This is a genomic window from Acidovorax sp. SDU_ACID1 (genome assembly GCF_045291395.1).
Taxonomy (GTDB): domain Bacteria; phylum Pseudomonadota; class Gammaproteobacteria; order Burkholderiales; family Burkholderiaceae_C; genus MR-S7.
Genome location: NZ_CP152342.1, coordinates 4,174,535 through 4,188,300 on the forward strand (window position 1 = coordinate 4,174,535; position 13,766 = coordinate 4,188,300).

The window sequence follows — 13,766 nt, forward strand, 5'->3', positions numbered from 1 at the left end:
AAAAATGAATTCATTTTTATGACAAAAGCACAACCAGCCAGCAAACCGGCGGAGATCCCGCGCGTGGCCCTGCACGAGCAGGTGGCCGAGCGCCTGCGCGCCATGCTCGTCGAAGGGCAGATCAAGCCGGGCGCCAAGCTCAACGAACGCGAGCTGTGCGAGCTGCTCAGCGTCTCGCGCACGCCGCTGCGCGAGGCCATCAAGCTGCTGGCCGCCGAGGGGCTGGTGGAGCTGCTGCCCAACCGGGGCGCCGTGGCGGCGTGCATGGACGAGAGCGACATCATCAGCACCTTCGAGGTGCTCGCCAGCCTGGAGGGGCTGTCGGGCGAGCTCGCGGCGCAGCGCGTCACGGACGAGGAGCTCGACGAGATCCGCGCGCTGCACTACGAGATGATGGCCTGCTTCGCGCGCAAGAACCTCGCGGGCTACTACGAGCTGAACGCGCGCATCCACGCGGCCATCAACGCCGCCGCCAAGAACCCCGTGCTGAGCCAGGTGTACCGCAGCGTGAACGCCCGCGCCCACCCCATGCGCTTCCACACCAACCAGGACCCCAACAAGTGGCAGCACGCGGCGCGCGAGCACGGCGAGATGCTGGAGGCCCTGGCCGCGCACGACGCGCCGCGGCTGCGCGCGCTGCTCATGGCCCACCTGCATTCCAAGCGCGACACGGTGCTGGACCAGATGCGCCGCGGCGCACTGGGCGCCGCTACCAAGTAGCGGGCAGCAGTCAGGCCACCGCGGGGTCGTCGCGCCGGCCGCGGATGCGGGCCAGCACGGCGCTGATCACGGGCCACAGCAGCAGCACCAGGGCCAGCGTGATGATGGAGCCCGACAGCCCGTTGTGCCAGAACACCCCCACGTTGCCGCCGCTGCCCAGCATGCTCTGGCGGAACGCATCCTCCATGCGGTCGCCCAGCACCAGCGCCAGCACCATGGGCGCGAGCGGGTAGTCGAGCTTCTTGAACACGTAGCCCACCACGCCGAAGACCAGCATCATCCAGATGTCCGACGCCGAGCCGTTCACCGTGAAGGCGCCGATGGCGCAGACCATCAGGATCATGGGCGCGACGATGGAGAACGGGATGCGCAGGATGGCCGCGAACAGCGGCACGGTGGACAGCACGATCAGCAGCCCCGCGAGGTTGCCCATGTACATGCTGGCGATCAGGCCCCAGACGAAGTCCTTCTGCTCGGTGAACAGCAGCGGCCCCGGCTGCAGGCCCCAGATCATCAGCCCGCCCAGCAGCACCGCCGCCGTGGCCGAACCGGGGATGCCCAGCGCCAGCATGGGCAGCAGGGCCGAGGTGCCGGCCGCGTGGGCTGCCGTCTCGGGCGCCAGCACGCCCTCGGGCTCGCCCTTGCCGAAGTGGTCGCCGCGGCGCGAGAACTTCTTGGCCAGGCCGTAGCCCATGAAGCTGGCGGCCACCGCGCCGCCCGGGGTCACGCCCATCCAGCAGCCCACGGCCGACGAGCGCAGCATGGTGAGCCAGTAGCGCGGCAGGCCGGCCCAGGTCTTGAGCACCACCTTCAGGTCGATGCTGGCCTTCTTGCCCTTGAAGGCCAGCCCTTCCTCGATGGTCATCAGGATCTCGCTGATGCCGAACAGGCCGATCACCACCACCAGGAAGTCGAAGCCGCGCATCAGCTCGCCCGAGCCGAAGGTCATGCGCAGGTCGCCCGAGATCGTGTCCATGCCCACGGCGGCCAGCAGCAGGCCCAGGCCCATGGCCGCGACGATCTTGGCCTTGGGCTCCTTGCCCATGCCGATGAAGCTGCAGAACGTGAGGAAGAACACGGCGAAGAACTCGGGCGGGCCGAACTCCAGCGCGAACGAGGCCACCAGCGGTGCGAGAAAGGTGATGAGCAGCACGCCCGAAATGGCGCCCACGAAGGAGCCGGTGAAGGCCAGCGTCAGCGCCTCGCCCGCATGGCCGCGCTGGGCCATGGGATAGCCGTCGAACGTGGTCGCCACCGACCACGCCTCGCCCGGGATGTTGAACAGTACCGAGGTGATGGCGCCGCCGAACAGCGCCCCCCAGTAGATGCAGCTGAGCAGGATGATCGCCGACGTGGGCGACATGCCGAAGGTCAGCGGCAGCAGGATGGCCACGCCGTTGGGCCCGCCCAGGCCCGGCAGCACGCCCACCACGATGCCCAGCAGGATGCCCACGAGCATCAGCCCCATGTTGCTCCACGACAGCACGACGCTGAAGCCGTGCAGCAATGCGCCTAGGTCTTCCATCATTTACTCCGATCTGTATTGCCGGCGACACGCAAGCAGCGCGCGCCCTGAGCCAGCGGACGCCGTGGAGCGGGCTTTGCCCGGCCACCGGCGGCGTCCCTCCTCCCGCAGGAGAGGGGGAAGGCGCGCAGCGCCTCAGGGGGTGTCCCACATCAATAGCCCAGCCAGGCTTCCAGCGGCCCCTTGGGCAGCGGCACCTTGAACTGGATCTCGAACACCACGAACAGCAGGAGGTTGGTGAACACTCCCAGCGCCAGCGACTTCCACCAGGCGTAGCCACCCGCGAAGCGCATGAAGGCGGCGATGAACAGGGCCGAGGCCACGTAGATGCCCAGCGTCGTGATCAGGGCGACGTAGACCAGCAGCGGCACCAGCACCTGCGACACGCTCCTGAGCTGCTCCCAGGTGGCGAACAGCTCCTGCGCCCGTTCGCGCCGGGCCTGCCATGCCACGGCCAGCGCCGCGATGCCGACCGCCACGCCCACGCGCAGGGGGAAGTAGCCCGCCTGGGGCCCCGAGTCGTCCCAGCCCGCGCCGATGCGCAGGTTGTCCCAGACCACCAGCGCCGCGATGGCCAGCAGGAGCGCGGCCACGCCCCACTCCACCGCGCGCCGGGTCAGGCCGCGCGGCTCCTGCACCGCATGGCCGTGCGCCGCATCCGTCATGGCGGGCCCGCTCACTTCTTGGCCATGAAGCCGGCCGACTTCATGATTTCCGCATGGCGGGCCTCATCCTTGGCGAGGAAGTCCGCGAACTGCTGGCCCACCATGAAGTCGGGACGCAGCGCGTTCTTCTCCAGGTACTCCTTGAACTCGGGCGTCTCCACCACCTTCTTGAGCAGGTCGGCGTAGAACTGGGTCTGCTCCGCCGTCACGCCGCCCGGCAGGAAGAAGCCGCGCAGCATGTTGTAGGACACGTCCAGCCCCTGCTCCTTGCAGGTGGGAATGTCGGCCCAGCCCTGGGTTTCGGTGACCTTGGCGGTGTAGCCCGAGCGCTTGTCGGAGAACAGGCACAGCGCCCGCACCTGTCCCGCGCGCCATTGCGCGATCGACTCGCTGGGGTTGTTGGTGTTGGAGTCGATGTGCTTGCCCACGAGCTGGGTGCTGGCCTCGCCGCCGCCCTTGTATGGGATATAGGTGAATTTCACGCCCGCCTTCTGCTCTACCGAAGCGGTGATCACCTGGTCCTCGCGCTTGGAGCTGGTGCCGCCCATCTTGAGCTTGCCGGGCGCCTTCTTCACCTCCGCCAGGTAGTCGCCCGCGGTCTGGTAAGGCGTGGCCGCGTTCACCCACAGCACGAACTCGTCCTGCGCGACCATGCCCACGGGCGTGAGGTCCTTCCAGTTGAAGGGCAGGCCCGTGGCCATGGGCACGGTGAAGATGGCGGTGGAGCCGACCAGCACCTTGTGCGGGTCCTTGGCCGCGCTCTTCACGTCCAGGATGCCCTCGGCGCCGGAGGCGCCCGCCTTGTTCTGGATCACGATGGGCGTTTTCACCAGCTCGTGCTTGGTGATGGCCGCCTGGATGACGCGCGCCATCTGGTCGGAGGCGCCTCCGGGCGAGAACGGCACCACGAACTCGACGGCCTTGGTGGGCGCCCAGTCGGCATGCGCGGAGCCCAGCAGGCTCAGCAACGAGATGGCGGCGCCGGCGACGGCGCGGACGGGGTTTCTTGCGTACATGGCTTGTCTTCCTCGGTGGGGTGGTGGGCTGGAATGGCTGCAGCGGCTCCGGCGTGCCGCCGCGCAGACGCGAGACATTCCTTGCGAAGGCAGGGCACAGTTTTGCATTCAAAAGACAAATGCAAATCATGGATTTCCCTGAATCACAGAGGATTGGCGCATTGTGTTTATGAATACAAAATTCAAATTGACACCATCCCACGTTCCGGCGGATGCTCGGGCCATCCACGACCGCGCCGCGCATCCCCACCCAGAAAGCCGCCATGCACAGAGATCCGCAAGCCCGCCTCGCCCCTGCGGGGACCGTCCTCCCGTCCAACGAAGTCAGCCACGCGCTGGAACAGCGCCTGCGCAAGGAGACGCAGGCGGAGGTGATGTTCGACGCCGCCTCGCGCGGCCGCTACGCCACGGATGCGTCGATCTACCAGATCATGCCGGTGGGGGTCATGGTGCCGAAGACGGAGGACGACATCGCCACCGCCCTGGCCGTCGCGCGCGACCTGCAGGTGCCCGTGCTGCCGCGCGGCGGCGGCACCAGCCAGTGCGGCCAGACCACGGGCGCGGCGCTGGTGGTGGACAACACCAAGCACTTCCGCAAGGTGCTGCACGTCGATCCGCAGGCGGGCACGGCCACGGTGGAGCCCGGCATCGTGCTCGACCACCTCAACGCGCAGCTCAAGCCGCACGGCCTGTGGTACCCGGTGGACGTGTCCACCAGCGCGCAGGCCACGCTGGGCGGCATGGCGGGCAACAATTCGTGCGGCTCGCGCTCCATCGCCTACGGCAACATGGTGCACAACGTGCTGGGCGCCAGCGCCTGGCTGTCCAGCGGCGAGCTGCTGGACTTCGGGCCCGTGGCGGCCTTGCGCGGGCGCGCGGCGCAGATCGCGGCCTTCGTGCGTGACCTGGCGGGCCAGCACCGCGCCGAGATCGAGGCGCGCTGGCCCAAGGTGATGCGCCGCGTGGCGGGCTACAACCTGGACATCTTCCACAACCAGAGCGAGCGGCCCTACACCGCCGACGGCTCGGTGAACCTCGCGCACCTGCTCATCGGCTCCGAGGGCACGCTGGCCTACACGCGCAGCCTCACCCTGCAACTGGCCGAGCTGCCGCGCGCCAAGGTGCTGGGCGTGGTGAACTTTCCCACCTTCCACGCGGCGATGGACGCGGCGCAGCACATCGTCAAGCTCGGCCCCTGCGCGGTGGAGCTGGTGGACCGCACCATGATCGACCTGGCGCTCACCAACCCGGCCTTCCGCCCCACCATGCAGACGGCGCTGATCGACGGCACGCCCGCCGCCATCCTGCTCGTGGAATTCGCCGGGCCCGAGAAGGCCGGCCTGCGGCCCAAGCTCGACCAGCTCGTGGAGCTGATGGGTGACCTGGGCCTGCCCGGCAGCGTGGTGCGCATGCCCGAGGACGCGCCGCAGAAGAACCTGTGGGAGGTGCGCAAGGCCGGCCTGAACATCATGATGAGCCTCAAGGGCGACGGCAAGCCGGTGAGCTTCATCGAGGACTGCGCCGTGCCCCTGGAGCACCTGGCCGAGTACACCGACGCGCTCACCGAGGTCTTCGCGCGCCACGGCACGCGCGGCACCTGGTACGCCCACGCCTCCGTGGGCACGCTGCACGTGCGCCCCATCCTCGACATGCGCGTGGACGGCCCCGAGGGCGGCGCCGCCAAGATGCGCGCCATCGGCGAGGAGGCGGCGGAGCTGGTGCGCAAGTACAAGGGCGCCTACAGCGGCGAGCACGGCGACGGCCTGTGCCGCGGCGAGTGGATCGGGTGGCAGTTCGGCCCCGCGATCAACGAGGCCTTCCGCGCCATCAAGCAGCACATGGACCCGGCCGGCCTGTTCAACCCCGGCAAGATCATCGACCCGCCGCGCATGGACGACGGCGCGCTCTTCCGCTTCGCACCGCCCAGCGCGCCGCGGCCCTACCAGCGCATTCCCATCACGCCCGTGCTCGACTGGTCGGCCTGGAACGTGAACGCCGACCCGGTGACCGAGGAAGTCACCGCGCCCGGCACCGGCGGTGACGTGACCGGCGGCTTCGCCAAGGCCGTGGAGATGTGCAACAACAACGGCCACTGCCGCAAGTTCGACGCGGGCACCATGTGCCCGAGCTACCGCGTCACGCGCGACGAGCAGCACGTCACGCGCGGGCGGGCCAACACGCTGCGCCTGGCGCTGTCGGGCCAACTCGGCCCCGACGCCTTCACCAGCGAGGCGATGCGCGAAACCATGGACCTGTGCGTGGGCTGCAAGGGCTGCAAGCGCGACTGCCCCACGGGCGTGGACATGGCGAAGATGAAGATCGAATTCACCGCGCACTACAAGCGCCGCCACGGCCACACGCTCAAGGACCGGCTCATCGCCCGCCTGCCCGAGTACGCCGCCAGCGCCAGCCGCATGCCCTGGCTCATGAACCTGCGCAACCGCCTGCCCGGCGCCGCCTGGCTGGGCGAGAAGCTGCTGGGCCTGTCGGCCCGCCGCAGCCTGCCCGCGTGGCGCAGCGACACCTTCTGGCGCATGCAGGAAGCCGACCGCGCGCTGTTCTCCAGCCATGCCGACACGCTCGCCGCCGCCCGCACCACGGGCAAGGCCGCCGTGCTGTTCGTGGACACCTTCAACGGCACCTTCGAGACCGAGAACGCGCTGGCCGCCGCCCGCGTGCTGCACGCCGCCGGCTACGCCGTGCACACCGTCGAGAAGGGCCATGGCAGCCACCACTGCTGCGGCCGCACCTACCTGGCCGGCGGCATGGTGCAGGAGGCACGCGAGCGCATGGAGCAGCTCATCGACGCGCTGCTGCCCCTGGCGCGCGAGGGCGTGGCCGTGGTGGGGTTGGAGCCCTCGTGCCTGCTCACGCTGCGCGACGAGGCGCTGTCCCTGGGCCTGGGCGACAAGGCGGTCGCCGTGTCGCGGCAGGCACTGATGTTCGAGGAATTCGTCGCGCGCGAGGCCCAGGCCGGGCGCTTCGCACTCGCGCTGCGCCCCGCCGGGCGGCAGGTGCTGCTGCACGGCCACTGCCACCAGAAGGCGTTCGGCGCGGTCACGCCCATCATGGAGGTGCTGAGGCTCATCCCCGAGACGCGCGCCGAGCTCATTGAAAGCTCCTGCTGCGGCATGGCCGGCAGCTTCGGCTACGAGGCCGCGCACATCGACGTGAGTCTGCAGATGGCCGAGGCCAGCCTGCTGCCCGCCATCCGCAAGCAGCCCGACGCCATCGTGGTGGCCGACGGCACGAGCTGCCGCCACCAGATCGCCGACGGCGCCGCGCGCGAGGCCATCCACGTGGCGCGGCTGCTGGAATCGCTCATGGCCCGTTCTTGAAAAAACATCAAAATCCGGCCCCAGCGCTTATACAGCAAGCGCTAGCAGCTATATAAAACATAGCTGCTAGCGCTTTCCCTCTCGACACCCGCGCCGGGGCTCGCACAATGCGCCGCCAGCCCCTTGCACTTCTTTTCTTCCACCGCGCGGGCTGCCCTTATCCATGAGCGACACCACCTTCGACTACATCATCATCGGCGGCGGCACGGCCGGCGCCCTGCTGTCCAACCGCCTGTCGGCCGACGCGAGGAACCGCGTGCTGCTCGTGGAGGCCGGCCGCAAGGACGACTACCACTGGATCCACATCCCCGTGGGCTACCTCTACTGCATCGGCAACCCGCGCACCGACTGGCTCTACCAGACCGAGCCCGACGCGGGCCTGAACGGCCGCCAGCTGCGCTACCCACGCGGCAAGACGCTGGGCGGCTGCAGCAGCATCAACGGCATGATCTACATGCGCGGCCAGGCGCGCGACTACGACCAGTGGGCGCAGATCACCGGCGACGATGCCTGGCGCTGGGACAACGTGCTGCCCGCCTTCCGCCGCCACGAAGACCACTGGCGCCTGGACCGCCCCGAGGGCGTGAACGAGAATTTCAAGCGCCTGCACGGCAGCAAGACCACCGGCGGCAGCGGCGAGTGGCGCGTGGAGAAGCAGCGCCTGCGCTGGGACGTGCTGGACGCCTTCGCCCAGGCCGCGCAGCAGGCCGGCATCCCCGCCACCGACGACTTCAACGGCGGCGACAACGAGGGCGTGGGCTACTTCGAGGTCAACCAGAAGGCCGGCTGGCGCTGGAACACCGCCAAGGCCTTCCTGCGCCCCACCTGCTACGGCCGGCCGAACTTCGAGATGTGGACCTCGGCGCAAGCCTCGCGCCTGCTCATCGAGACGCAGGCCGACGGCAGCCGCCGCTGCACCGGCGTGCAGGTCTGGACGGGCGAGGAGATGGTCACCGCCCACGCGCAGCGCGAGGTGATCCTGAGCGCGGGCGCGGTCAATTCGCCGCAGCTCCTGCAGCTCTCGGGCATCGGCCCCGGCGCGCTGCTGCAGCACCACGGCATCGCGGTGGTGCACGACCTGCCCGGCGTGGGCGCCAACCTGCAGGACCACCTGCAGATCCGCGCCGTCTACAAGGTCAAGGGCGTGCCCACGCTGAACGCGCTGGCCGGCACGCTGCTGGGCAAGGCGCGCATCGGGCTCGAATACGCATGGAAGCGCAGCGGGCCGATGAGCATGGCGCCCTCGCAGCTCGGCGCCTTCACGCGCAGCGACCCGGACCGGCCGCACGCCAACATCCAGTACCACGTGCAGCCGCTGTCGCTCGAAGCCTTCGGCGAGCCGCTGCACGGCTTCCCCGCGTTCACCGCCAGCGTGTGCAACCTCAACCCCACGAGCCGGGGCAGCGTGCAGATCAAGAGCGCGGACTTCAAGGCCGCGCCCGCCATCGCGCCCAACTACCTCTCCACCCCCGAGGACCGGCAGGTGGCCGCCGACAGCCTGCGCGTCACGCGGCGCATCGTGGCCCAGCCCGCGCTCGCGCCCTACCAGCCCGAGGAATACAAGCCCGGCCCGCAGTACCAGAGCGACGAGGACCTGGCCCGCCTGGCGGGCGACATCGCCACCACCATCTTCCACCCCGTGGGCACCACCCGCATGGGCCGCGCCGACGACCCGATGGCCGTGCTGGACGCGCAGATGCGCGTGCGCGGCATCCAGGGCCTGCGCGTGATCGATGCCGGCGCCATGCCCACCATCACCAGCGGCAACACCAACTCGCCCACGCTGATGATGGCCGAGAAGGCGGCCGAATGGATCCGCGCGCAGCCGCGCTGAGCGCCTTCTAGCGGATGCCGCCCACGTAGCGCGGCGCGGGAGCCTCCCGCCGCTCCAGCAGGGGCTTGCGCGCGCTCGCCTCGGCCAGTGCCTCGGCCATGGCGCGCTCCAGCTTGGCGGCCCATTCGGCCAGCTCAGGCGCATCGTCCTGCTGGGCACGCTGGCGCGCGAAGCGGATGATCTCCTGCGCATAGTCGGCGTTGGCCGCCATCCATTCGGTGTCGGTCACCCGCCCCGTCCTGCGCCGCAGCAGCACGTGCAGGTGGGCGGCGATGGCCAGTCTGTCGCTGTCGTTCATGTCCGCTCCTCAACCGCCCACGCGCTCGCGGTGCTGCGAAAGATCCAGGCCCGTGGCCTCGCCCTCCTCGTCCACGCGCAAACCCAGGGCGAAGTCCATCATCCAGAGCAGCACCAAAGAGGCCGCCAGGCTGAAGGCCAGCACCGCGCCCACGCTCAGGGCCTGGGTGAGCACGTTGCCCTCCACGCCGCCCACGGTGCGGCTGGCGAACACGCCCGTGAGCAGCGAGCCCACGATGCCGCCCACGCCGTGCACGCCGAAGACATCGAGCGAATCGTCTGCGCCCAGCAGGCGCTTGAGGGCCGTGGCGCCCCAGTAGCAGGCCAGCCCGGCCACGGCGCCGATGGCGAGCGCTGCGCGCGGCGTGACGAAGCCGGCCGCCGGCGTGATGGCCACCAGCCCCGCCACCAGCCCGGAGCACAGTCCCAGCAGCGAAGGCTTGCCGCGCAGCACGGCCTCGCCCAGCATCCAGGCCAGCGCGCCGGCCGCCGCGGCGATGTGCGTCACCGCCATCGCCAGGCCCGCGCGCCCGTCCGCGGCCAGGGCGGAGCCGGCATTGAAGCCGAACCAGCCCACCCACAGCAGCGCCGCCCCCGCCATGGTGAAGCCCAGGTTGTAGGGCTCGAAGGCCTCGCGCCCGTAGCCGCGCCGGGGGCCCAGGTACCACGCGCAGGCCAGCCCCGTCGCGCCGGCGTTGACGTGCACCACCGCGCCGCCGGCGAAGTCCAGCGCGCCCATGCGCGCCAGCCAGCCGCCCGGCTCCCACACCCAGTGCGCGATGGGTGCGTAGACCAGCAGCGACCACAGCCCGATGAAGACCAGCATCGGCGCGAAGCGCATGCGCTCCACGAAGGCGCCCACGACCAGCGCCGCCGTGATGATGGCGAAGGTGAGCTGGAACATGGCGTAGACCGACTCGGGGATGTGCGGCGCCACGTGGCTCACGGCCACACGCCCGGCCGCCAGGTCGAACTGCAGGCCGTCGAACCCCATGCGCGCGAACCCGCCCAGCCAGGCCGTGTCCGGCGTGAAGGCCAGCGAGTAGCCCGCCGCGAACCACAGCACGCTGACCAGCGCGGCGATGGCCACCACACTGGCCATGGTGTTGAGCACGCTCTTGCGCCGCACCATGCCGGCGTAGAACAGCGCCACGCCCGGCAGCGTCATGAGCAGCACCAGCGCCGTGGCCGTGAGCATCCAGCCCGTGTCGGCCGCGCTGAGCGCCTGCGCGTCCACCATGCCGGGCCGCACGGGCGCGCCCGCGGCCTGCGCCTGCACGGCGCAGGGCAGCAGCCCCCAGCCCGCCACTCCCACCAGGACCCCATGCCATCCGTACCGCATCGCTCGCCCTCCTTGTAACGTCGGGAAACGCATCGCACAAGTTGTGCCAAACGGGAAAACGGGAGGTATCGGGGAGCGGGCGCCCTGTCCAGGGGGTGCGGGAAATCACCGATGCACCATCGGGGTGCGATGGTTACATTGCATGCACTCGAAGCGCGCCTCGGCACGCCACACGAGGGGACCGAGGAGACAGCCCTAAATTCCAAGAACACACAATCATTAGCATCCGCGTCGAGATGCTCGCAATTCCCAAGGCACCTGTGACCCAGGTGCTTTTTTTGTCCTCCGGCGCCGCCCCGGGCGGGCTGCAGGGCGGTGCGACAATCCGGCGGATGGAATGGATCATCGTCTCGCTGGCCTCGCTGCTGGCCGGTTTCGTGGACGCGATCGTCGGCGGAGGCGGCCTGATCCTGCTGCCGGCCCTGTTCGCCACCTTCCCCGCCGCCCCGCCCGCCACGCTGCTGGGCACCAACAAGAGCGCCGCCATCTGGGGCACGGGCGTGGCCGCCTGGCAGTTCAGCCGCCGCGTGCGGATGCGCTGGCCGGCCATGCTGCCGGCGGCGCTGGCCAGCTTCGCCGGCGCCTTCGCCGGGGCGTGGGTGGTCACCCTGATCTCGGCGGACTTCCTGCGCAAGCTGCTGCCCGTGGTGCTGGCCGGTCTGCTGCTCTACACCCTGGCACGCAAGGACCTCGGCCGCGAGCACGCCCCGCGCTTCGCGGCGCGCCGGGAAACCCTGGCGGCCAGCCTGATCGGGGTGCTGATCGGTTTCTACGACGGCTTCTTCGGCCCCGGCACGGGCAGCTTCTTCGTCTTCCTGTTCGTGCGCGTGCTGGGCTACGACTTCCTGAACGCCTCGGTGTCGGCCAAGCTGCTGAACCTGGCCACCAACCTGGCGGCGTTGATCCTGTTCACGCTCAAGGGCCACGTGTGGTGGCACATCGCGCTGCCGCTGGCCGTGGCCAACGTGGTCGGCAGCGTGCTGGGCACGCACCTGGCGCTCAAGCACGGGGCGGGCTTCGTGCGCGGCATCTTCATCCTGGTGGTGGGGCTGCTGATCCTCAAGACCGGGTACGACGCATTCCTACGCTGACGGAGCGCCCGCGGGTGCAGCATGCCCCTTTCGTTCCACCCCCCACCTGCCGGAGAAGCACATGCCTGTCCTGACCTTGATCGGCGCGCCCACCGACGTGGGCGCCAGCGTGCTCGGCGCCAGCATGGGCCCGGACGCGCTGCGCATCGCGGGCATCGCCCGTGCGCTGCGCGAGCGGGGCTTTGCCGTGCGCGACATCGGCAACCTGGCCGGCCCGGGCAATCCGCAGGACGCGCCCTCGGAGGGATTTCGCCACCTGGCCGAGGTGGTGGCCTGGAACCAGGCGGTCTTCGCCGCCACGCACGCTGCCCTGGAGGCCGGTGAGCTGCCGCTGCTGATGGGCGGCGACCACTGCCTGGCGATCGGCTCCATCAGCGCCGTGGCCCGGCACTGCCGCGCGCGCGGCAAGCGGCTGAAGGTGCTCTGGTTCGACGCCCATGCCGACGCCAACACGCCCGACACCACCCCCAGCGGCAACCTGCACGGCATGCCCGTGGCCTGCCTGCTGGGCCAGGGCCCGCAGGCGCTCACGCAGCTGGCCGGCAGCGGCCCGGCCCTGCACGCGGGCGAAATCGCCCAGGTCGGCGTGCGCAGCGTGGACCCGAACGAAAAGCGCTTCGTGGGCGAGCACGGCATCGAGGTGTTCGACATGCGCACCATCGACGAGCTGGGCATGCGCGCCGTGATGCAGGCTGCCCTGAAGGACGTGGACCGGGACACGCACCTGCACGTGAGCTTCGACATGGACTGCCTGGACCCATCCGTGGCCCCCGGCGTGGGCACGGCCGTGCGCGGCGGCCCCACCTACCGCGAGACGCAGCTGTGCATGGAGATGCTGGCCGACAGCGGCGCGCTCGGCTCGGCCGACCTGGTGGAGCTGAACCCGGCGCTGGACGTGCGCAACCAGACGGCCGAACTGGCCGTGGACCTGCTGGAGAGCCTGTTCGGCAAGTCCACGCTGATGCGGATGTGACAGGGTTTATGGCGATGCGCGCCGCCCAGGCGGGCTCCCTATAATGTGACCGCCTCGTGACGCGCCCCACCCGGGCCCCTTGCGCGGGCAACGGTTTTCCGGCTTGTGATCCGCAAGGCCGGATTTTTTGTACCTGAAAACACTCCCACGCAGGAACACGTTCATGCAGATGCTCAAGACCCTGGCCGCCGCCGTGCTGGCCGTGTGCACCGCAGTCGCCGTGCAGGCGCGCCCGCTGGAGGACATCCGCAAGAGCGGCACCATCGTCCTTGGCTCCGAGGGGCAGTACGCGCCCTTCAACTTCTTCAAGGGCAAGCAGCTCACGGGCTACGAGATCGAGGTGGCCGAGGCCGTGGTCAAGAAGATGGGCCTCAAGCACGAGTGGAAGACCGTGGGCTTCGACGCCCTGCTCACCGGCCTGGCGCAGGACCGCTGGGACCTGGTGATCGCCTCGCATGCCATCACCGACGAGCGCTCCAAGGCCGTCACCTTCACGCTGCCGCACTACTGCTCGGGCGGCCAGATCGTCTCCATGAAGGCCGAGATCGGCAAGGCCGGCGACCTGGCCGGCAAGGTGGTGGCCGTGCAGACCGGCACCACCTACCTGGAAGCCGTGAAGAAGGTGCCCGGCGTGAAGGACGTGAAGAACTTCCCCACCGACGAGGCCGCGCGCAACGCCCTGGCTTCCAAGCGCGTGGACGCCTGGGTGACCGACCGCTTCGTGGCCAAGGAAATGCTGGCCAAGGCGCCCCAGGCAGGTTTCCACACCGGCGACATGCTGTTCGTCGAGCAGGTGGCCGCCGCCGTCTCCAAGGGCAACCAGGGCCTGGCCGATGCCTGGAACAAGGCTTTGAAGGAGGCCATCGCCGACGGCAGCGTCGCGGCGATCTCCAAGAAGTACTTCCAGGAAGACGTGACCTGTAAGTAACCTCTTTCATACTCCCGGCCGGGCGCGGCGCGCCCTG

Annotated in this window: 11 protein-coding genes; 6 read left to right on the forward strand and 5 right to left on the reverse strand. The window is 69.8% G+C overall.

The genetic code is table 11. From position 1 onward, the window contains the following. The first annotated feature begins 18 nt into the window (after window positions 1-18). Window positions 19-720, forward strand: a complete 702-nt coding sequence (locus AAG689_RS20520) for a GntR family transcriptional regulator (protein WP_020229936.1) — start codon at window positions 19-21, stop codon at window positions 718-720. A gap of 10 nt (window positions 721-730) precedes the next feature. Here the strand turns inward: AAG689_RS20520 and AAG689_RS20525 are convergent, their stop codons facing one another. The 3 genes from AAG689_RS20525 to AAG689_RS20535 all read right to left on the reverse strand — a co-directional run bounded on the left by AAG689_RS20525 (window position 731) and on the right by AAG689_RS20535 (window position 3,926). After that, window positions 731-2,245, reverse strand: coding sequence for a tripartite tricarboxylate transporter permease (locus AAG689_RS20525; protein WP_406623529.1), 1,515 nt, complete (start codon window positions 2,243-2,245; stop codon window positions 731-733). 152 nt (window positions 2,246-2,397) lie between these two features. Then, window positions 2,398-2,910 carry a tripartite tricarboxylate transporter TctB family protein gene (locus AAG689_RS20530; RefSeq protein WP_406626381.1) on the reverse strand — a complete coding sequence of 171 codons (513 nt, stop codon included), beginning with the start codon at window positions 2,908-2,910 and terminating at the stop codon, window positions 2,398-2,400. Window positions 2,911-2,921: 11 nt separating this feature from the next. Then, window positions 2,922-3,926 carry a Bug family tripartite tricarboxylate transporter substrate binding protein gene (locus AAG689_RS20535; protein ID WP_406623530.1) on the reverse strand — a complete coding sequence of 335 codons (1,005 nt, stop codon included), beginning with the start codon at window positions 3,924-3,926 and terminating at the stop codon, window positions 2,922-2,924. Window positions 3,927-4,189: 263 nt separating this feature from the next. Between AAG689_RS20535 and AAG689_RS20540 the strand changes: the two genes are divergently transcribed. Both AAG689_RS20540 and AAG689_RS20545 read left to right on the forward strand, forming a co-directional pair. After that, window positions 4,190-7,264: an FAD-binding and (Fe-S)-binding domain-containing protein gene (locus tag AAG689_RS20540; RefSeq protein ID WP_406623531.1), complete on the forward strand. Its 3,075-nt coding sequence runs from the start codon at window positions 4,190-4,192 to the stop codon at window positions 7,262-7,264. A 163-nt stretch (window positions 7,265-7,427) separates the two neighbouring features. After that, window positions 7,428-9,098, forward strand: coding sequence for a GMC family oxidoreductase (locus AAG689_RS20545; protein ID WP_406623532.1), 1,671 nt, complete (start codon window positions 7,428-7,430; stop codon window positions 9,096-9,098). Between the two features lie 7 nt (window positions 9,099-9,105). Here the strand turns inward: AAG689_RS20545 and AAG689_RS20550 are convergent, their stop codons facing one another. Further along, window positions 9,106-9,396 (reverse strand): hypothetical protein, encoded by a 291-nt coding sequence (locus AAG689_RS20550; RefSeq protein ID WP_406623533.1) that lies wholly within the window; start codon window positions 9,394-9,396, stop codon window positions 9,106-9,108. A 9-nt stretch (window positions 9,397-9,405) separates the two neighbouring features. After that, window positions 9,406-10,737: an ammonium transporter gene (locus AAG689_RS20555; protein WP_406623534.1), complete on the reverse strand. Its 1,332-nt coding sequence runs from the start codon at window positions 10,735-10,737 to the stop codon at window positions 9,406-9,408. Between the two features lie 332 nt (window positions 10,738-11,069). On the opposite strand from AAG689_RS20555, the gene AAG689_RS20560 reads away from it, so the two are divergent. The 3 genes from AAG689_RS20560 (at window position 11,070) to AAG689_RS20570 (ending at window position 13,729) form a co-directional block, all read left to right on the forward strand. Further along, a complete protein-coding gene (locus AAG689_RS20560) occupies window positions 11,070-11,828 on the forward strand; it encodes a TSUP family transporter (RefSeq protein ID WP_020229944.1) in 759 nt (252 codons plus the stop codon). 61 nt (window positions 11,829-11,889) lie between these two features. Then, on the forward strand, window positions 11,890-12,801 hold the full coding sequence (rocF, locus tag AAG689_RS20565) for an arginase (protein WP_406623535.1): 912 nt from the start codon (window positions 11,890-11,892) through the stop codon (window positions 12,799-12,801). Between the two features lie 163 nt (window positions 12,802-12,964). Beyond that, window positions 12,965-13,729, forward strand: a complete 765-nt coding sequence (locus AAG689_RS20570) for an ABC transporter substrate-binding protein (protein WP_020229946.1) — start codon at window positions 12,965-12,967, stop codon at window positions 13,727-13,729. Window positions 13,730-13,766 lie beyond the last annotated feature (37 nt).